Source organism: Wolbachia endosymbiont (group A) of Pogonocherus hispidulus, assembly GCF_964028195.1.
GTDB lineage: Bacteria > Pseudomonadota > Alphaproteobacteria > Rickettsiales > Anaplasmataceae > Wolbachia.
On the sequence record NZ_OZ034750.1, the window covers coordinates 860,402 to 878,673 of the forward strand.

20 protein-coding genes are annotated in these 18,272 nt (G+C 35.5%); 13 read left to right on the forward strand and 7 right to left on the reverse strand.

Annotated elements, in window-relative coordinates:
* The first annotated feature begins 238 nt into the window (after window positions 1-238).
* The 4 genes from ABWU58_RS04035 to ABWU58_RS04055 all read left to right on the forward strand — a co-directional run bounded on the left by ABWU58_RS04035 (window position 239) and on the right by ABWU58_RS04055 (window position 3,464).
* Window positions 239-2,299 (forward strand): recombinase family protein, encoded by a 2,061-nt coding sequence (locus tag ABWU58_RS04035; RefSeq protein ID WP_309165575.1) that lies wholly within the window; start codon window positions 239-241, stop codon window positions 2,297-2,299.
* 63 nt (window positions 2,300-2,362) lie between these two features.
* Entirely contained in the window at window positions 2,363-2,479 is a 117-nt protein-coding gene (locus ABWU58_RS04040; protein ID WP_410529897.1) for a JAB domain-containing protein, read from the forward strand.
* A 313-nt stretch (window positions 2,480-2,792) separates the two neighbouring features.
* On the forward strand, window positions 2,793-3,083 hold the full coding sequence (locus tag ABWU58_RS04045) for a GIY-YIG nuclease family protein (protein ID WP_007549156.1): 291 nt from the start codon (window positions 2,793-2,795) through the stop codon (window positions 3,081-3,083).
* A gap of 243 nt (window positions 3,084-3,326) precedes the next feature.
* On the forward strand, window positions 3,327-3,464 hold the full coding sequence (locus ABWU58_RS04055; RefSeq protein ID WP_353282631.1) for a hypothetical protein: 138 nt from the start codon (window positions 3,327-3,329) through the stop codon (window positions 3,462-3,464).
* A gap of 39 nt (window positions 3,465-3,503) precedes the next feature.
* On the opposite strand, the gene ABWU58_RS04060 is transcribed toward ABWU58_RS04055, so the two are convergent.
* On the reverse strand, window positions 3,504-7,037 hold the full coding sequence (locus ABWU58_RS04060) for a UvrD-helicase domain-containing protein (protein ID WP_353282632.1): 3,534 nt from the start codon (window positions 7,035-7,037) through the stop codon (window positions 3,504-3,506).
* An 82-nt stretch (window positions 7,038-7,119) separates the two neighbouring features.
* Here ABWU58_RS04060 and ABWU58_RS04065 point away from each other — a divergent pair, with 82 nt between their 5' ends.
* From ABWU58_RS04065 to ABWU58_RS04090, 6 genes are all read left to right on the forward strand, one after another.
* Window positions 7,120-7,986: a 4-(cytidine 5'-diphospho)-2-C-methyl-D-erythritol kinase gene (locus ABWU58_RS04065; protein ID WP_353282633.1), complete on the forward strand. Its 867-nt coding sequence runs from the start codon at window positions 7,120-7,122 to the stop codon at window positions 7,984-7,986.
* 4 nt (window positions 7,987-7,990) lie between these two features.
* Window positions 7,991-8,356 carry an Mth938-like domain-containing protein gene (locus ABWU58_RS04070; RefSeq protein ID WP_353282634.1) on the forward strand — a complete coding sequence of 122 codons (366 nt, stop codon included), beginning with the start codon at window positions 7,991-7,993 and terminating at the stop codon, window positions 8,354-8,356.
* Window position 8,357: 1 nt separating this feature from the next.
* On the forward strand, window positions 8,358-9,167 hold the full coding sequence (locus ABWU58_RS04075; protein WP_353282635.1) for a metal ABC transporter permease: 810 nt from the start codon (window positions 8,358-8,360) through the stop codon (window positions 9,165-9,167).
* Window positions 9,168-9,291: 124 nt separating this feature from the next.
* Window positions 9,292-9,480 (forward strand): hypothetical protein, encoded by a 189-nt coding sequence (locus tag ABWU58_RS04080; protein ID WP_353282636.1) that lies wholly within the window; start codon window positions 9,292-9,294, stop codon window positions 9,478-9,480.
* A 5-nt stretch (window positions 9,481-9,485) separates the two neighbouring features.
* Entirely contained in the window at window positions 9,486-10,478 is a 993-nt protein-coding gene (gene holA, locus ABWU58_RS04085) for a DNA polymerase III subunit delta (protein WP_353282637.1), read from the forward strand.
* A gap of 177 nt (window positions 10,479-10,655) precedes the next feature.
* On the forward strand, window positions 10,656-11,702 hold the full coding sequence (locus ABWU58_RS04090) for a Fic family protein (RefSeq protein WP_353282638.1): 1,047 nt from the start codon (window positions 10,656-10,658) through the stop codon (window positions 11,700-11,702).
* Window positions 11,703-11,944: 242 nt separating this feature from the next.
* Here ABWU58_RS04090 and ABWU58_RS04095 read toward each other — a convergent pair whose 3' ends face one another.
* Window positions 11,945-12,418, reverse strand: a complete 474-nt coding sequence (locus tag ABWU58_RS04095) for a transposase (protein ID WP_250296353.1) — start codon at window positions 12,416-12,418, stop codon at window positions 11,945-11,947.
* Between the two features lie 49 nt (window positions 12,419-12,467).
* A complete protein-coding gene (locus ABWU58_RS04100; protein WP_213863164.1) occupies window positions 12,468-12,878 on the reverse strand; it encodes a transposase in 411 nt (136 codons plus the stop codon).
* Between the two features lie 74 nt (window positions 12,879-12,952).
* On the opposite strand from ABWU58_RS04100, the gene ABWU58_RS04105 reads away from it, so the two are divergent.
* Window positions 12,953-13,084, forward strand: coding sequence for a hypothetical protein (locus ABWU58_RS04105; RefSeq protein ID WP_353282639.1), 132 nt, complete (start codon window positions 12,953-12,955; stop codon window positions 13,082-13,084).
* A 185-nt stretch (window positions 13,085-13,269) separates the two neighbouring features.
* Here the strand turns inward: ABWU58_RS04105 and ABWU58_RS08105 are convergent, their stop codons facing one another.
* A complete protein-coding gene (locus ABWU58_RS08105; RefSeq protein WP_410542033.1) occupies window positions 13,270-13,422 on the reverse strand; it encodes a hypothetical protein in 153 nt (50 codons plus the stop codon).
* A gap of 137 nt (window positions 13,423-13,559) precedes the next feature.
* On the opposite strand from ABWU58_RS08105, the gene dapB reads away from it, so the two are divergent.
* Together dapB and pstB are read left to right on the forward strand one after the other, a co-directional pair.
* Window positions 13,560-14,345 carry a 4-hydroxy-tetrahydrodipicolinate reductase gene (gene dapB, locus ABWU58_RS04115; RefSeq protein WP_353282640.1) on the forward strand — a complete coding sequence of 262 codons (786 nt, stop codon included), beginning with the start codon at window positions 13,560-13,562 and terminating at the stop codon, window positions 14,343-14,345.
* Window positions 14,342-15,100: a phosphate ABC transporter ATP-binding protein PstB gene (pstB, locus tag ABWU58_RS04120; RefSeq protein WP_353282641.1), complete on the forward strand. Its 759-nt coding sequence runs from the start codon at window positions 14,342-14,344 to the stop codon at window positions 15,098-15,100. Before dapB ends, pstB begins: the two co-directional genes overlap by 4 nt.
* A 24-nt stretch (window positions 15,101-15,124) precedes the next feature.
* On the opposite strand, the gene ABWU58_RS04125 is transcribed toward pstB, so the two are convergent.
* From ABWU58_RS04125 to ABWU58_RS04135, 3 genes are all read right to left on the reverse strand, one after another.
* Window positions 15,125-15,271 (reverse strand): hypothetical protein, encoded by a 147-nt coding sequence (locus ABWU58_RS04125; protein ID WP_353282642.1) that lies wholly within the window; start codon window positions 15,269-15,271, stop codon window positions 15,125-15,127.
* Window positions 15,272-15,329: 58 nt separating this feature from the next.
* Window positions 15,330-16,280, reverse strand: coding sequence for a hypothetical protein (locus ABWU58_RS04130; RefSeq protein ID WP_353282643.1), 951 nt, complete (start codon window positions 16,278-16,280; stop codon window positions 15,330-15,332).
* A gap of 521 nt (window positions 16,281-16,801) precedes the next feature.
* Complete coding sequence (locus ABWU58_RS04135) at window positions 16,802-18,247, reverse strand: hypothetical protein (RefSeq protein ID WP_353282644.1); 1,446 nt, start codon at window positions 18,245-18,247, stop codon at window positions 16,802-16,804.
* Window positions 18,248-18,272 lie beyond the last annotated feature (25 nt).

An 18,272-nucleotide genomic window follows, 5' to 3' on the forward strand; every position in this document is an offset into this window, starting at 1 on the left:
ATTTGTTATTCATCGTAATAACATAATTCTGCGTATCCCGTTTCTTGCTACCAACTTAGCCAGTAAGCAAGATTTTCTCACAAGTAAATTAACATGGGATTCATTATACGAATTTGTTTCTTTAGCAAAGGAGTATAAATTATGCCATGTAAACCAAATAGAGTGTGGAAAAAAATGCCGCAATGTCTCAAATCAGAAATTTTAGAAAACATATTATTAGTGTCCAAAGAGGTCATCCATGAATACATCAGAGCTAATTACAGCACAACATTTAACACGCGAAGCGATAATTTACATAAGACAATCAACACCTCATCAAGCACTGAGCAATCAAGAAAGTTTGGAGTTACAGTATGCGCTGAAACAAAGAGCTATTGATCTTGGGTGGAAAGCTGATAATATTGTTGTTATTGATAATGATCTCGGCTTAACAGGTGCTAGTGCTGAAAAGCGTGAAGGGTATAAAGAGATTCTCGCTAAAGTCACTTTATCAAAGGTAGGGATTATCCTATCCTACGATGTGACTCGTTTGTCACGTAATTGTTCTGATTGGTATCCGTTATTGGATATATGTGGCTATAAACAGTGTTTGATAGCTGATCGGGATGGTGTGTATGACCCTGGTACTATTAATGGTCGGTTGTTACTTGGTCTGAAAGGACAGCTTGCTGAAATGGAGTTATCTACTATAAGAGCCAGACTAAATGCTGGACTAGTAAATAAGGCAACCAGAGGAGATTTAGCCTTATCTCTTCCAGTGGGTTTCGTTCGTAACATTGATGATTCCGTGAGTAAGGATCCTAACCTTGAAGTTCAGCAGCATATTAAGCTTGTTTTTGACACTTTTCTAGAAAAACGAACAGCAGCACAAGTTGTAAGGTATTTTAACAATAACCAACTTACCATTCCTAGGTATGACAATTTTAAAGAAGTGCATTGGAAAAAACCAACTTTTGACGCAATTATCTCAATGCTCAAAAACCCTGCTTATGCTGGAGCATTTGCTTATGGTCGTTCTTGTACTACGCGTCACAAACTATCTTCTGCTAATAAAACAACAAAAAGACTACCAATGGAAGAATGGAAAGTTCTAATTAAAGATAAATACCCAGCTTACATAGATTGGGAAACCTTTACAAAGATTCAGATCATACTTAAAGATAATCATGCGGATTACCGTCGCTGTAGAACACGTGGAATAGCTAGACCAGGTGCAGCATTATTACATGGAATAATCTATTGTGGAGAATGTGGACACAAAATGATAGTACAGTATAAAGGAGGAAATCATTATAAATGCAGTTACCAACATCAACGTGATCTTTCCCCTTCATGTCAGTTTTTACCTGCTGATATTATTGATAATGAAGTAATTCCTAAATTTTTTGCAGCACTTAGTCAAATTGAGCTAGATGCTTATACTAAGGCTATTAACTCGCAGCTACAATCTGAACAAGAAATTAATAAAGCTCATTTACAACAATTAGAACGCTTAAGATACCAAGTAAGATTGGCAGAACGACAATTTAATCAAGTTGATCCTGACAATCGTCTTGTAGCTGCAGAACTTGAAAGACGTTGGGAACAGGCATTGAATGAACTCAAGCAAGCGGAAATTACATTTGAACGTCAGTATCCAAGTAAACCTACTCCTCAATTATCCGAGGAACTGAAAACAATATTTTTAGATGTAGGTAAGAAACTACCAGAAATTTGGCATAAGTCAGTTCTGTCACGTCAGCAAAGAAAATCTTTTGTTCGTTGTCTGATTGATAAGGTAGTAGCACACCGAATCATGCGTGATTGCTTGCAGATACGTATTGTATGGCATGGTAGAGAAACTACCACTTTCCATGCTCCTATTCCAGTAAGCTCCTTTCGTGCATTGACTACTGCAACAGAAATGGAGCAATCGATAATAAAGTCAAGTAAAGAGGGTAAAACGGATATAGAAATTGCCAAGTACTTAGAAACACAAGGGTATCGTTCTCCCTCACAATCAAAGAATATTGTTTTAGAAAATACAGTAAAAAATATTCGGTTAAAAAATAATATTATGCGAAAAAAGGAGCAATCACACCCCATTAAAGTGCCTGGCTACCTTACTATTTCACAAGTTGCAAAAATCCTTGAAGTTTCCAGGCAGTGGCTTTACGATAGAATAAGGAGAGATAAAATAAAAATACAAAAAGACTATAGCAAAACCAGAGGCAAGTATTTATTTGAAGATAGACCAGAAACTGTTAGAACCCTTATGGATTTTAAAAATGGTAAACTCAACAACCCAAATTTTTTATAGGAGTATCAATATGTATAATCGCACAATCATCCAAGCGGAGATACACAACCTTCAAATAGCGATATATCTCTCACTAGACAACTAGCAGAAGCTTGCCAAAGTATAGGAATAGAATTAATAGACCACATTATTATTACATTCAGTAGCTATTTTAGTTTCAAGGAAAATAGGCTGTTGTGAAAGCTTTTATAGCTACAGTAACTTAGGTTTACCGACAATCGTCATCTTGCTACTTGTTAGCGCCGCGGCGGTATGGCGGTTAAGTATCCCACTACTTGTTAGCGGCTAAGAGATACCGCGGCGGTATAGTAATTCGTCATCCCGCTACGTGTTAGCGGGATCTAGAGATACCGCGAATGAATCGCGGTATGACGGTTAAGTAAGGGATCTATGCTAAGAGATACTGCGGCGGGATGACGGTAAGTTTTATTGTGGCACGATGGTGTAGTATAATGTTGGTAAACCTCAGTTACTTTAGCTATAAACGATTAAGATGAAGTTATCATATATCTATATACTTACAAATAAAGCTAATAGCACATTATATATTGGTGTAACTGCAAATTTGATCAAGAGGATTTGGGAACACAAAAACAAAATTGTTTCAGGTTTCACATCAAGATATAATGTAAATAAACTTGTATATTTTGAAGAGTTTGAAGATATAAGTTTAGCTATTGCAAGAGAAAGGCGCCTGAAAGAATGGCCAAGGCAATGGAAAATTAATTTGATCAATCAAAAGAATCCTAGCTGGGTTGACTTATATTACTTAGCTTTAAGATAGCTATGCTGAGATCCCGCTAACACGTAGCGGGATGACGAGAAAGGAGCAGCAGGATAACGGTTAAGTAATTCGTCATTCCGCTACGTGTTAGCGGCTAAGAGATACCGTGACGGGATGACGTAGGGGTTGCCGAGAACTTGTCATTCCAGTGCTTGACACTGGAATCCAGTTTTCTTTACAAATTCACCAAAAGTGCTTCATTCTATAACGCAAAACCCATACTCACCAAACTCAATGTATTACTTGCAATTAAGTTTTCTGGATCCCAGTGTCACGCACTGGGATGACAAGAAAGAGGGCACTGGAATAACAGGAGAAGGAGGCACTGGAATGACGAATTTGTCGTTTTTTAAATTGGTTGCTAAACCAGAATTACTTTAGCTATAGATTCTTTTACCGCACTCTTGCAATCAAGTTTCATCAAAAGTCAGATTGCAGAGTTAAATCTTCCACCCAAATAACCACGCACTCTACTTGCTTGTTTGGATATATCTCTTGTACTAAGGTTTTATAGGTCAACATTTGCTTTTTTATTTCATTTAATAAGGAAACAGAAACGTTACGGTGTGATTTGTAGTCAATTATGATTGCTTTGTCTTGCGTTATGCATAGCCTATCTAGTCGTACTAATACTGGTTCGCCATCGATTATTCCACTCAGTGTAATCTCTGACTTGCCTTCTAAGTCAAACAAATAGCCATATTTTTCATTAAAGGCCAATATTTTACTGTAAATTTCATCCTTATCTTCACTGGTGTTTATATTGTCAAGATATTTTCTGACCCAGTTTTTTCTCCTTTCTTTTTCTATCTTGGGCATATACTGCAATATGCTGTGAATGATCAGGCCTCTTGCATAACCATCTGTCATCCCAGTGCTCCTTTTTGTCATTCCAGCACTCTCATCTGTTATCCCAGTGCTCCTTTTGTTGTCATCCCAGTGCTCCGACACTGGGATCCAGAAATTAGATTCCAGCGTCACGCGCTGGAATGACGAAAGAGAGTGCTGAAATGGCACCAGAGAGTGAGCTGATGCTGGCTTTTCTTCTTTTTTACTGGATCCCAGTGTCAAGCACTGGGATGACAGGGGAGAACGCTGGGATGACAGGAAAGGGTGTTGGAATGACGAAAGAGAGTGCTGAAATGACACCGGAGAGTGAGTAGCTGATGCTGGTTCTCCTTCTTTTTTACTGGATTCCAGTGTCAAGCACTGGAATGACATTGATAGGTTTGGCGGAAGCGAAATCACTGGAACGTCAAAATAATCACGTTTTTTATAAATGTAAGGGTAGTTTGCATTCACACATAGCACTTCAACTTTTTCTTTAAATATTGGTTGTAAGTATACTTGTTTCTTTTCATATGGTTCTCCATACTGAGTGATTAGATCATACCAAGAGCCCTTTTGCACCGGCTCTTTACTTAAGATGTATAACTCATCTTCAGCACGCGTGAGTGCTACGTATAATAAACGCAAATATTCATTATAATCCTCTAGTTTTTTCTCTCTTTTTATTTGATCGCAATAAGCGTTGTTGTTTTTTCCACACCAAAATGGCACTTCTGTTCCATCAAAGATAATGCTTTCACTGTTTCTTGGCACTGTGTTTGTATCAACCAAAAATACTATGGGAGCTTGCAGACCTTTTGATTTGTGAATTGTCATTATTCGCACAGCATTGCGTTCTGATTGCATATCATTCCTAATCTCCGGATTATTCTCCTTGATCCATTGAACAAATGCTTGAAGAGATGGGTTTTCAAATTGCAACACAAGGTTCATAAATTCGTCTAGAACCTCGAAGCACTCAAGACCTAGCCTTGCAGCAAATTTCTTCTTACCTGTACGTAATATATGCGTAAATAGTGCAAGAGGAGACTCTATGCGAGATAAGTTAATGAGATAGTTTAATTCACTATAGATAACCACAGAATAATCCTGAATTCTTTCCCATAGTGAATGCTCTTTACGGTCATATGCAATGTTAAATAAATCATCCTCGGTAAAATTGAATAACGGTGATTTTAAAGCATTTGCAAGAGCTAGATCATTTGCCTGGAGGAGTAAAAATTCGGCCAAAGCTATTAAGTCCTGCACGGCTATATAGTCCATAATTCTAAAATAATCTCGGCCTACAACTGGCACGTTTGCTTTTTTAAGTTCGCTTATTATGTAATCAACTAACACGTTTCGTTGTCGTACTAGAACCATAATGTCTCTTGGTTCTATATGGCGATCTTTAGCGACTAAAATCCGCCCTTCATTTAACCAGTTGTGAATTTTGTGGGCTATTGCCTGAGCAAGTAATCGATCTGCTATTGTATAACCTTCCTTGCATGTCAGAGGAATTTGTAAAGCTTGCTGTTCTTTCTCTTTGCGCCTTGGTAACGCTGGCCAAATTTCAATATATCCTTGATCATTTTCTCTATGTGGAACATGTTTTATTTCATTATCAACAAAAGATATTTCTGCGCGGAAGTTGTTAAATATTCTATCTACAAGCATCAAAACTTCTGGAGTTGAACGAAATGACTTTTCAAGTTGGCATGATATCCAATCTCTGCCACCAGTTTTCGTATGAAAGTATTGTTGCATGTAGTTGAATAAATGGGGATTTGCTCCTTGAAATCTGTATATGGATTGTTTTACGTCACCAACTACAAATAAGGTTCGCTTTTCATCATTACCGGCAAAAAATTCATCGCAGAGATTTGTTATAATTTTCCACTGGCTGATGCTATTGTCTTGTGCCTCGTCAACAAGGATGTGATCTATTTTTTGATCCAAGTTAAACAATATCCAATCTTTATAGTTTGGATTGCTGAGAAGATTTGTTGCTAAGCCAATTATATCATTGTAGTCAAGCAGTGCGTTTTTTGATTTTTCGCTACTATATAGATCAATATATACTTTAAATATACCAAGTAAGCTGCTGGTTCTCTTGAATATTTGATAAGAGTTCATGTCTCTTATATGGGTAAATACTACATTCTGAATATTTTCTATTATTTGCTCTGCATCTCTGAATTTCTCCAAAATACTTTTTGTTGCAATGGATGATATGCTCTTTTTTTCGTGCGATTCTGATTTGAGAAATACCTTGGCTAGGTTTTCTATATCCTCCTTATTGGTGCTATTACACCAATCAGAGAGCATTGCACTATAACTCTGATCTCTTTTACTGCCTTCACTTAATATCTCGGCTAATCTTTTTATGTGCTCAGTCGTTTCACTCTGTACGTCATGAATTCCATCTGGAGCATTGAGTTTTTCTTTGATATATTTCGAATCATTTGCTGACATCGATCTTTTTATACATAAAGTATAAAGCAAATCGCGTAATTTATTTTCATCAATTTCAGTTGCAATGAAGTTTATACTATCTTGCACGGTTTCGTTATGAAGCACTTTATTGAATATGATGGAATGTAATTCTTTACATTCACTCAGTGTACAATTTGGGGCGATGCCAGCTTCTATGGGAAATCTGGAAATTAATTTGTAACAGAAAGCGTGTATGGTTTGTATGGTTAGACCAAGATTTTCCAGTTCAGAGAAAAGCCTTCTCGCTCTTGTTAAATAACGATCAAGTGCTTCATTTTTTCTGGATCCCAGTGTCACGCACTGGGATGACAAGTAGGGGTGCTGGGATCCCAGTGTTGTGCTACTTGGATGACAAAAAAGGGAACTCTGGGATGGCATCGGAAAGAAATCTAATTGTTCTAAATCTGCTATCAACACACTCTCTGAGCATATTGCCCACTTACTGAGTATGCTGTGAATGCGATTCTCCATCTCGTTTGCTGCAGCATTGGTGAACGTTAAGCAAAGAATATTCCTTTTGTTTTCTAATAAAAGTCTCAATACTCTGTCTATTAAGATTTTTGTTTTGCCTGTACCAGCGGACGCATTTACCCATACAGAGAAATTGGGATTTATGGCATTTGATCTCATCAGAAGTGCGAAAACCTTATATAAAGTTGACTAAAATAGCATTATACATATAATGTAAAAATAATCTTAGTGAAGACATATAATGAAAAGTTTTTGTGTAAAGGCGCCTGCAAAAATCAATCTTTTTTTGCATGTTATAAATAAGAAGGAAACAGGATATCACTTGATTGAAGGTTTATTTGTCTTTGCTAATCTTTCTAATTTTGTGGAAATAAAAGTAGGTGAGAAGTATTCTAGATACGATAACTCTACAGTTGAATTTATAAACTCCGAGTCTAGAATAAATAACCAGTATAACACTATAACGAAGGCGGTTAATCTGCTGCTTAGACATGCTCCTGTACGCACTAAAGTCACTGTAAGGGTTGTAAAAAACATACCAATTGCTGCAGGACTCGGTAGCGGATCCTCAGATGCTGGAGCTGTGGTACGTACGCTAGGGAAGTTGTGGGAGATTGATAGGACGATTTTAAATGAAATAGCCTTAAACGTTGGTGCTGATGTTCCCGCAAGCGTAGATAGCAAGCCTGTTTTTGTTAGAGGTATTGGCGAAGAATTATGCCACATTAAAAAATTCTCTTTACCCACGAATGTGGTGCTTGTGAAACCGAAAAAAAGGTTTTTGAGTACACCAGAGGTATTTTCCAAACATGAAGGAGAGTTTTCTGAGCCAATTAAATGGAGCGATGACGCTGAAAAGGATTTGTTGAAGTTTCTTAAAGAGACGAGAAACGATCTTCAAGAAATAGCAATAAGCCTTGTACCTGAAATTAAGGATGTGATATCAACACTTAAGTCACAAGAAGGCTCTATACTTTCTCGCATGTCAGGCAGTGGTGTATCATGCTTTGGAATATTCGATAGTGAGGAAAATGCAAAAGCTGCTGCAGTTAATATCAGAAAAAAGCAACCAGAATGGTGGGTATGCAACACTCAATTAATAGTTTGACTTTATGGATATAACTCCTTTAATTCTCAAGGATAAAAATCTTATAAATGGTTACAGGGAAGGAAAATTTTTAGTGAATAATAGAGAATATTGCGGCTCAATTATAGTTTTTCCTGAAAAGGTGATAAAATTGAAAGAAAGTGATATAAATAGCAAGGAGCATTTTGAATCTTTTTTAACGGAGGAAATAGAAATTTTGATAATAGGTACTGGTAAAACACGCAATATATCAAGTTCTTCAGTGAAGTCCTATCTTATGGAACAAAAAGGTTTAAATTTTGAATTTATGACAACCGGTGCAGCATGCAGAACCCATAACGTTTTAATATCCGAAGATAGATTTGTTGTCAGTTATCTAATAGCCATATAGCATGCTTGAAATGTTTGCCCAGGACTTTTTCATCAATAGTCTAGTTGCAGTAGTCGTAATTAGCCTAGTAACAGGCGCTTTAGGATCATTTATGATATGGCAAAGGTTATCTTATCTTGGTGATAGTTTGTCCCATTCTTCATTGCTTGGTGTTGCACTTGCTTTAATCTTTAAGATTAGCCCATCGCTTAGCATAATGCTTATTGCAATTACATTTGCTATACTACTTTCTCTTAATTTTAACAGATTATATTCTGCTGATACGATATTGAACATTGTTACCAATGTAGTTTTATCATCGAGTTTAATACTTATGTCTTTTCTTCCATCTGGCAATAATAGTATTATTAGCTCACTGTTTGGTGATATATTAACGCTCGATCAAAGTGATATAGTATTGATTTTTTTAACCTCTGTAATAGTTACTTTGATATTAATATTTAGATGGCGTTATTGGTTAATGATTTCAATTAATCAAGATTTAGCAGTAGTTGAGAAGATTAATGTTAATTTTGTTAGACTAGAATTTTTAATCACTCTTGCTATATTTATAGCAATTGCTGCCCAATTAATAGGAATATTACTCATTGCTGCATTTTTGCTAATACCAGCAGCATCTGCAAGGCTCATTTCGAAAACTCCAATGCAGATGATTATTGTTGCAACAGTTTTTTCTGTGATTTCTGGGATATCAGGTCTGATGTTATCTGCAAGTTTTGATTTGTTAACTGGACCTGCAATTATACTTGTTGCAGCCGTGTATTTAATTGTCGCTTATTTTATAAGGCTAGTATTAAGTAGGTTGGCTTAATTTTAGTCTCGAATGTTAATAATTTTGTAATATACTTATTATAAAACATCACTATCTTAGCACAATTTGCTATATTATTGTTTATGTGCTAATGATAAGATGTTAGTTTTATGGAGTAAACAATATGAGCGAAGAAGGATTTTTTTCTAAATATATATCTAAGCCTGTGAAAAAGTTTTATAATTATATTACAGGAAAAACAGAAGAGTTGGATAATGTGCAGAGTACGGCAGATGATGCGCATAATATTGCACAAGAAAGCTCCGAGTCTTTGGATACTCATGTCCAGTCAAATGAGAATGATATCATATAGATGGCATGAGGGTCACACCATCCAAAGTTAAAAAATTCCTAGAGAAACCTGATGCTTTAAGTGGTGTGTTAATTCATGGAAGTGATAACAGTAGGGTTGGTTTTTATGTACAAGAAATAATTGCCAGTTTGGATGAGTATTCAGTTCAGGTGATGGATTTTGCAATAGTAAATAAGTCACCAGGTTTACTGTTTTCTGAATTGGCAAACATTTCGATATTTACCAGCAAAAAATTAATTAAGCTGATAAATGTGAGTGGAGGTATATCCAAAGAGTTAAAAAACGTATTGGATTATAACGCAAGTGGTCACTATGTAATGATGGTAGCAAGTGATCTTCCATATAATTCTGCGACTAAAAGTTATATGGAGAGTTCAAAAATTTTTGGTGTAATTGCTTGCTATAAGGACAGCAACAGCAATCTTTATGACATTATATCAAGTTACTTAAAACAAAATGATATAAAATGCACAAATGAGATAATCTACCATTTGCAATCTTACTTTAATCATAGCAAGCTGCCTATATGTTCAGAACTTGAGAAGTTAGTTTTGTACTTAGGGGAGAGAAAAGACCTAAAACTTACTGATATAGAATTATGCTTTTCAACTTCCGGCAACGACTATGCTACACTTGATGATCTATGCTCTGCCATAGCAAGTAAAGATATGTCGCGCTTCATTAGAATTTCTGATGCATTGATATCGCAAGAAAATTTTTCACCGATAGCGCTAATTCGCATTATATCAAATTATTTCCTACGCCTTGAAAACGTTTTGCTGTCAGTGCAAGGTGGAATGAATGAACAGGCTGCGATTGATCAGCTAAGCCCTCCATTGTTTTTTAAACAATTGCAGAGCTTTAAATCTCATTTGAAAAGTTTGCAACTTTCAGAACTTAAGAAGATCTTGGAAAAATTGATAAGCTTAGAAATTACCTGTAAAAAAACTGATTTAGATCATAAAATGATTTTTCAACATGCACTGACGAGTAGCTGACTACTCGGATCCAGCCTTTCTTATAATTTCATCAAAATGTTGTATTTTAACATAAAATAGCTGCTTTTATGCCTACCCAAATTCATTCTTTAGTATGCTTCTTTGCATCTCACAAGTATTCTTTACTAATAGGATATTTTCGGATATAATTGAATATAGCTAGATAAAAATACAGATATGTTTGACATTTCAAAAATTGTAATAACACCTGAAATGTTAAAATTAGTTGCTGAAATTGATGAATTTAAAGGAGCATGGCAATTGTTTGGTAATTTAGCTCCAGAACGTTTACAAATGCTCAAGAAAATTGCAACAATTGAAAGTATTGGTTCTTCTACTCGTATTGAAGGGGCAAAACTATCAGACCGTGAAGTTGAACAATTACTATCCAAACTTGATACACGCTCATTTCGTTCTCTAGATGAACGAGAAATAGCCGGATATGCGTATGTGTGTGAAGAAGTATTTCAAAATTTTAAAAAGATGCCATTTACAGAAAACACTATAAAACAGTTTCATATCCGGCTTTTACAATTTTCATATAAAGATCAAAGGCACATGGGAGAATATAAAAAATCTCCCAATCATGTTGAGGTGTTTGATGAATCTGGAAAAAGCTTGGGCATAATTTTTGAAACAGCCTCTCCATTTGAGACAGCGACACAAATGCCAGAACTTATTTATTGGACTAGCCAACAATTAGAAATAAAATCATTACATCCTCTATTAATTATTGGCATTTTTATAGTTACTTTTTTAGCTATTCATCCCTTTCAGGATGGAAATGGCAGATTATCACGCATTCTCACAACTTTCTTGTTACTAAAGTTAGGGTATATCTATGTACCTTACAGTTCCCTTGAAAGTATAATTGAAAGTAATAAGGAGAGTTACTACTTGGCTTTGCGTCGTACTCAACAATCCTTGAAGACGAGCAGCAATGATTTTAATCCATGGCTTATGTTCTTTTTAAGGTCACTACAAAAGCAAAAATTTCATCTTGAACAAAAGGTGTCACATGAAAAAGTGTTAAATCTCTATTTACCACCACTTTCTGCTAAAGTATTAGCACTACTCAGCAAACATGGACGTCTTACAATTAAGGATTTAGAAAATATTACTAAAGCAAACCGTAGTACCTTAAAAAAGCACGTATCTAATCTCGTAAAGAGTAATCACATTACTCAGCATGGAAAAGGCAGAGCAACTTGGTATGTAATATAGAGCTCAATAGGATATGTATTCATTTTGAATTGTTAAATTATTCAGCTATAGAATATAGATCACAGCTGTACAAACATTGTAGTTTGAGCCCACTAGATCCCAGTGCCCTCTTCTTGTCATCCCAGTGCCCAGACACTGGGATCTCATTTTACTTTATAATGATGTCATGAAAGTAGCTGACGCTGGGATGGCTTTGTTGCATCACACTTTATGAGATGGTGATTTATGGTAAATTCATGTAACTATCTCAAATTTAGCCATACCAATATCAGTGAATTTATTAAGCAAATAGCATTTAGTTCTTTTTCTCGATTTATCTCAGATTTATTCCTAAAACTAAATCCGAATATTTGCTTTAATCTTGAGAAAAACCCTTCAATATAAGATCTTTTCCCATAATTTACTTCTTTTTTCCATTCTTTCATGCCATCTTCACCGTATAATTTTATTAACCTAATAGCAGCATTCCTGTCAGACATATAATCTATTTCTGGATGTTCTGCCGCATTGTTTATTGGTGGAATTTTTGTCTTTATATCATATTCGTTACACAACTTATAAAACTTGTGCCTATCACATGCTCTATCTGCATATAGTGCTTTTATGGCATGCTGAAAATCAACTTCTTTTAGCAAATCACAAGCTCCATAGTGATCAGAGTAGACACCGTTACTGTATTTTACAGCTATGGCTTTTTTGTTGTTTATATTCAACATTACGTGCAATTTTCTCGTTTGCTCATAGCCACGATATTTTCTGTCAGTGCTATTTTCCTTCAGGAGTGTTGTTGTATATACTAATTCCTGTACTGTCTATAGCAATTTCGATATCTTCCATATTATTTTTATCAATTCTGCAATCATTTATCTTAATATTAAGTTTCTTAAACCTTCTTGATGCTTGTGAATAGCTGATAACTGCCAAATCTCTTCCTATTTGTTGCAAATACCCTTTTATAAACCCGACTGTTTGTCTTAAACCAATTCTAAAGAAACTGACGATTATATGCACCAAAATCACAACTTTATCACTATAAATATAGTTGCCGCCCTGCATTTTTGGACAATTCTCGTACCAATTTTCTATGGCGTCATTGATATAACAAAAAATGCTTCCTCTTTCTTGGAGAAATTTGTTATATTCATGGCAGTTACTGACTCTCATTTTTTGTGGCATATTTTTTCTTCAACAGTTAAATGGCTATTTATAATGAATTTTGTCAGTAACTGCCAGTTCTTTTCACTTGAGCGATGCAACAAAGCCCGCTGGGATCCAGAAGACTTAATTTCAACCAAATAATAAAGGCTAGATCCCAGTGCCCTCTTCTTGTCATCCCAGTGCGTGACACTGGGATCTCATTTTACTTTATAATGATGTCATGAAAGTAGCTGACACTGGGATCCAGAAGACTTAATTTCAACCAAATAATAAAGGCTAGATCCCAGTGTCAGCTACTTGGATGACAAAAAAAGGAGCACTGGAATGACAGCAGTCCTACGTCATACCGCGATTCATTCGCGGTATTTCTTAGCATAGATCCCGCTAACAAGTAGCGGGATGACGGTTGTCAGGGTGTCATCCCAGTACCTTCTCCTGTCATCCCAGTGCCCAGACACTGGGATCCAGAAAAATTGATTGTAAACAAGCATACTAGCATAGAAAAACGTTTTCGATGAGATTGCAGAAAGGCTAGATTCCAGACTGGAATGACATCGTTCACTATGTACCATATTGCAATAGTTGTGGTCAAGGCACTGGGATCTGAAATTGCAGTGTTCGTACAGCTATAGAATATAGATCAGAAGTGACAGAGCTTAAAAAAAGGCCTAATATTCTTAATAAACGCTAGAAAGCTTTATGAAAATCAGAGTTGGAGTAATAGGCTGCTTAGGCAAAATGGGCAAGAAAATACTCAATGAATTAATTACAAATACCAAAGTGGAAATAGCAGGTGCTGTTGCCCGTTCAGGCAGTAAGTACATAGATTCAGATATTGGACCAATTATAGCCAATCTAGGAATCAAGGTTACAAGTTCTATTAGTGGCATATTTGAGTTATCCGACGTTGTAATAGATTTTACAACTAAAGAATGTATGTTAGACTGCCTTAAAGCAGCTGTAAAATTTAAAACACCGCTGGTTAGTGGCACAACTGGAATAGAAGGTGTCGATTTGAAAGAATATGCTGCTGAAGTTCCAATATTATGGTCAGCAAATATGAGTGTTGGGGTTAATGTGTTGCTGAAATTGGTAAAAAAAGCTGCTGAGCTTTTAGGTAATGAATATGACGTTGAGATTTGGGAAATGCATCATAACTTAAAAAAGGATTCACCATCTGGAACAGCTATAGAACTTGGCAAAACAATTGCTAACGCTTCAAAAGTGGATTTTCAGTCCAATCAATATTTACATAGTGGTTCAAACATAAGAAAAAAGGGGGGAATAGGTTTTGCAGTATCTCGTGGAGGTGGAGTAATAGGAGATCACAGCGTGATGTTTATTAATTCTGATGAACGGATAGAACTAAACCACAAAGCAATTGATCGCACAACATTTGCTAGAGGAGCTGTTCAAGCAGCAGTATGGCTATATGAAAATAAAAGAGAAATTCCGGGGCTCTATTCAATGCAGGATGTGATATGAGCAATACACGTGCCTCTGTTAAAGATTTAAATCTCTGGTATGGCTCTAAGCAAGTTTTATTCGATATAAATTTGAATATTTATAAAAGAAAAGTTACTACTTTTATCGGACCATCCGGGTGCGGTAAATCGACATTTTTGCGTTGTTTTAATCGTATGAATGACTATGTACCTGGATGCAAAACTGTTGGTGAATTAGATATCGATGGGCTGGGTGATATATATTCACGTGATATGGATGTTGTGCTACTTAGAGCAAAAGTTGGCATGGTATTTCAAAAGCCAAATCCTTTTCCAAAATCAATATATGACAATGTTGCTTATGGGCCAAAGTTGCATGGTATGGTGAAGGATAAGCAAAAATTGAATGAGATGGTGGAAAATAGTTTAACCAAAGTTGGCTTATGGGAAGAATTAAAAGACAGATTGCAAGATAGCGCACTCAATTTATCCGGTGGCCAACAACAGAGGCTATGCATCGCTCGCGCAATTGCAGTGAAGCCAACTATTTTATTAATGGATGAACCGTGCTCCGCTCTTGATCCAATGGCAACCAATGCAATCGAAAATCTTATACAAGAGCTGAAATTAAGGTTTACTATAATTATGGTAACTCATTCAATGAAGCAAGCTAAAAAGTTATCTGATAGTGTAATCTTCTTTCATAATGGCAGAATTGTTGAGTCTGGAAGCACTCAAGAAATATTCGAAAATGCTCAATCTCCCTTAACAAAGGAGTATATCCTGGATCATTAGGTTTCTGTCATCAAAGTAGCTTGGCTACTTTAAAAAATGTATCCGTATGCCGTATTTGTCATTCAGCATGGTAGCAGTTGGATCATTCAAAAAATACCACTTCATTCTTTTTGCTTCTAACTTTTCTATTTTTTGCTGTAAATTTTTGCAAAGTTCTAAAAGGTTTACCATATTATCTCACTTTTGCTCTATGATTATCTTTTTAGATCACCTTGTCTACCTTATTCTACTACTCCGCTGAACGGATACCACCGGGCTGCTCTATAGATAATATGCCACTATCACCAGATAGCAAAGTTCGCGCTGATTCACTTTGTCTAAGATGTTCAATTGCCTGCCATTTGTCATCTCCTGTGCGCATACTGCAGCCAAGTTGGAAATCTACACCATTTTCAACAATTTGACACGACAGCTTCATAGCAGTAGCGAAACCTTCTTGTTTATTAGTAGCATTTCCGGTAACAATACTACAAGCAGTGAAGTTACGATCATTTCCAACTGTTCGCATCATCATTTCACCATCTCGTATACCATCATTATTTATATCCTTTGCTATAACAGTCTCATCTACACCTTCTACTACTCGAGATATTACCTCTATATTTGGTTGATTATGTAGCTGACCACTTCTCATTAGTGGTTGGCATAAATCAGTGTCTGATTGATCTTGCTCCACATCATTTTGTTGCCCTAACTTATTAACTTCTTCTTCAACACGCTCATTGTATTCTTCATCATTACTTATTTCAACTTTATTTACTGGTTGACCTTGATTGTTTTCTACATTTATATTTTTTTGACCAAACATGTCTTTATTAATGTAATACCAAATAAGACCAGGTATCAGTGAAATTACTAGATTTAATATAATGCACGGAATTAAAATCACAGCAGCAGCTATATAGATTAGAGATCTAACTATAAACTTTATTACTTTAGATAATTTAGAATCATCTTTTTGAGCACTTACAGCATTTAAAAATAGCATAGTAAAACCAAAAGATAACGCTGTTATAGCAGTAGGCACGATGATTGGAACAAGTAAAAAAGCATTGATTAACTTTTTTCCAGAGCTAGTTATATTATTCAGTGATGCAAGATAGTTTTGACCAACATTAGCAATCCACTTTGTACCAGACAAGACTCTTTCACTATTCTCTTTCGACATTTCAAGTTTCATTAGCGCCACCAGTTTTTATAATAATGCTAAATATACTAAGAATTAATATACAATCAACTCAAATTTCTACTTCCGCACTTTTTCATTGCTGCTTACAATAATTATAGCTACACGATTTACTCGTGTGCTTTTCTTAATTAAAAACTTCAACTATTCATTGTAAGCTATTGAATTTCTTATCATAGTATCTGTCATCCCAGTGCCCAGACACTGGGATCCAGTTTTTCCATATCAAAAATGTTTTTTAGTATAAGATCAGCTACTTTCTATGCTAGTTTGCTTGTAAACAAGCAAACTTTCCTGGATCCCAGTGTCTGGGCACTGGGATGACACCCTTCCTGGAGGAGATTGTTCTCAAATCACAATGTTCGTACAGTTGTGGATTCATTCGCGGTATAGATTCCGCTAACAAGTAGCAGAATGACGGTTTTTCAAATTGTAGGTAAACCTAAGCCACTTTAGCTATAGCTAAAAAATGACTTAGGCCTCGTGTATTGAGTGTACAACTGCACTTATAATGTCTAGTAGCTATTGGGCGGGGTAGAACATCTACTGAAATATCCGGAATCACATGAAGCATCATTCAGCTTTTTATATGGCGGTCTTATTGGAGTGGATATATAAGGTGGTTTTGGTTTCGGGAACTGTTTATTAACAGACTCATTTTCACCTATTCCTTCAAGTTCTGATAAATGTTCACTGCTTATATCTGAAGAAATGGAATGACTTTGCTTGTCTTCCTGCCCAATTACTGCTTGCAGACGTTTAACTTTTCTTTCCAAATTAGAATTACGTCTTCTTAATTTACTGCATTCGTCATCCAAATCTTTTTCGCTACTTTTCAACTTACTGTTATTATCGCGCAATTTTTCATTTTCTTTTCTTTCTTGATCCAAAAGTTTATTTAATTCTCCGATCTTATCAAGATCTTTAGTTTTTTCCTCTTCTAATTCCTTGCATAGTTTTTCTTTTTGTTCTAAATCTGCAGCTAGTTGGTGCATTTTTTTTGTTAGTTCACTTAACTTTTTTGTCGATAGTATTTCTTCTTCCTTTTCCTTTGCACTCTTTAATTCAGTTTGTAGAGAAGAAGTTTCGCCTTTTTCTTTTCTTAACTGCACTACTAATTCTCCTACTTTTTTCCTTCTCTTTTTTAAACATGTTTCCAATTCTGTTATTCTTTCTTCTAATAAAAGAGCTAAAGTTCCTTCATATTTTAATTCATGTAACTGCCTTTCTAAGGAATCTACTTCTCTTTGAGGTTGAGATAATTCCTCCATTAAAGAACCTACTCTTTCATTCAATCTTGCATTTTCATCACGTAACTCTTCAGTATAATGAAGAGAATTTTTCTTTTCACATTCTAACTGACTTACTTTCTTATTTAATTCTTTTACTCTCTCGTCTAAATCCTTCTTTTCTTGAGTGAATTCATTTAGTTGATTATTCAATTCCTCCACTTGTTTATTTGCAGCTTTCAATTCTTGACCTTTCCGATTTGATTCTTGTCGTGCATCAGTTAGCTGTTTCTTTAACTGCTCTATTTTCTTATTTAACCCTTCAATCACTCTGTCTGCATCTTGCTTTTCTCGAGTTAATCTATTTAGTTGATTATTCAATTCCTCCACTTCTTTGCTTGCAGCTTCTTTTCCTAAAGCTATTTTATTTTCTAACTCTTGTACCTTACTCTCAAATTGTTGTTTTACGCTTTCTAACTCTTGCTCTTTTTCAGCAAATTTATTTTTCTCAACCTCTATTTTCTTATTATTACTAATCATCTTGCATGAAAGTGCGAGTATCAAAGTAGATAGTATAGATAAACTCAAGGCAACAGGAAGAGCTACATTAAAGACTGCAATTGGAGATAAGAATGCAACATAAGGAGCAACAGCAAGTGTCCCAGATGCAAGCAATACCAAAGTAGCAAAAGCACCAGCTATAAGATATGGTGCATTGGTTTTACTATACAAATCCCTCATCCTCACAACTAATAAT

Coding starts and splice junctions, on each gene's coding strand:
- ABWU58_RS04035 (WP_309165575.1), top strand. CDS start 239: ATGAATACATCAGAGCTAATTACAGCACAACATTTAACACGCGAAGCG.
- ABWU58_RS04045 (WP_007549156.1), top strand. CDS start 2,793: ATGAAGTTATCATATATCTATATACTTACAAATAAAGCTAATAGCACA.
- ABWU58_RS04060 (WP_353282632.1), bottom strand. CDS start 7,037: ATGAGATCAAATGCCATAAATCCCAATTTCTCTGTATGGGTAAATGCG.
- ABWU58_RS04065 (WP_353282633.1), top strand. CDS start 7,120: ATGAAAAGTTTTTGTGTAAAGGCGCCTGCAAAAATCAATCTTTTTTTG.
- ABWU58_RS04070 (WP_353282634.1), top strand. CDS start 7,991: ATGGATATAACTCCTTTAATTCTCAAGGATAAAAATCTTATAAATGGT.
- ABWU58_RS04075 (WP_353282635.1), top strand. CDS start 8,358: ATGCTTGAAATGTTTGCCCAGGACTTTTTCATCAATAGTCTAGTTGCA.
- ABWU58_RS04080 (WP_353282636.1), top strand. CDS start 9,292: ATGAGCGAAGAAGGATTTTTTTCTAAATATATATCTAAGCCTGTGAAA.
- holA (WP_353282637.1), top strand. CDS start 9,486: ATGAGGGTCACACCATCCAAAGTTAAAAAATTCCTAGAGAAACCTGAT.
- ABWU58_RS04090 (WP_353282638.1), top strand. CDS start 10,656: ATGTTTGACATTTCAAAAATTGTAATAACACCTGAAATGTTAAAATTA.
- ABWU58_RS04095 (WP_250296353.1), bottom strand. CDS start 12,418: ATGTTGAATATAAACAACAAAAAAGCCATAGCTGTAAAATACAGTAAC.
- ABWU58_RS04100 (WP_213863164.1), bottom strand. CDS start 12,878: ATGCCACAAAAAATGAGAGTCAGTAACTGCCATGAATATAACAAATTT.
- ABWU58_RS04105 (WP_353282639.1), top strand. CDS start 12,953: ATGCAACAAAGCCCGCTGGGATCCAGAAGACTTAATTTCAACCAAATA.
- dapB (WP_353282640.1), top strand. CDS start 13,560: ATGAAAATCAGAGTTGGAGTAATAGGCTGCTTAGGCAAAATGGGCAAG.
- pstB (WP_353282641.1), top strand. CDS start 14,342: ATGAGCAATACACGTGCCTCTGTTAAAGATTTAAATCTCTGGTATGGC.
- ABWU58_RS04125 (WP_353282642.1), bottom strand. CDS start 15,271: ATGGTAAACCTTTTAGAACTTTGCAAAAATTTACAGCAAAAAATAGAA.
- ABWU58_RS04130 (WP_353282643.1), bottom strand. CDS start 16,280: ATGAAACTTGAAATGTCGAAAGAGAATAGTGAAAGAGTCTTGTCTGGT.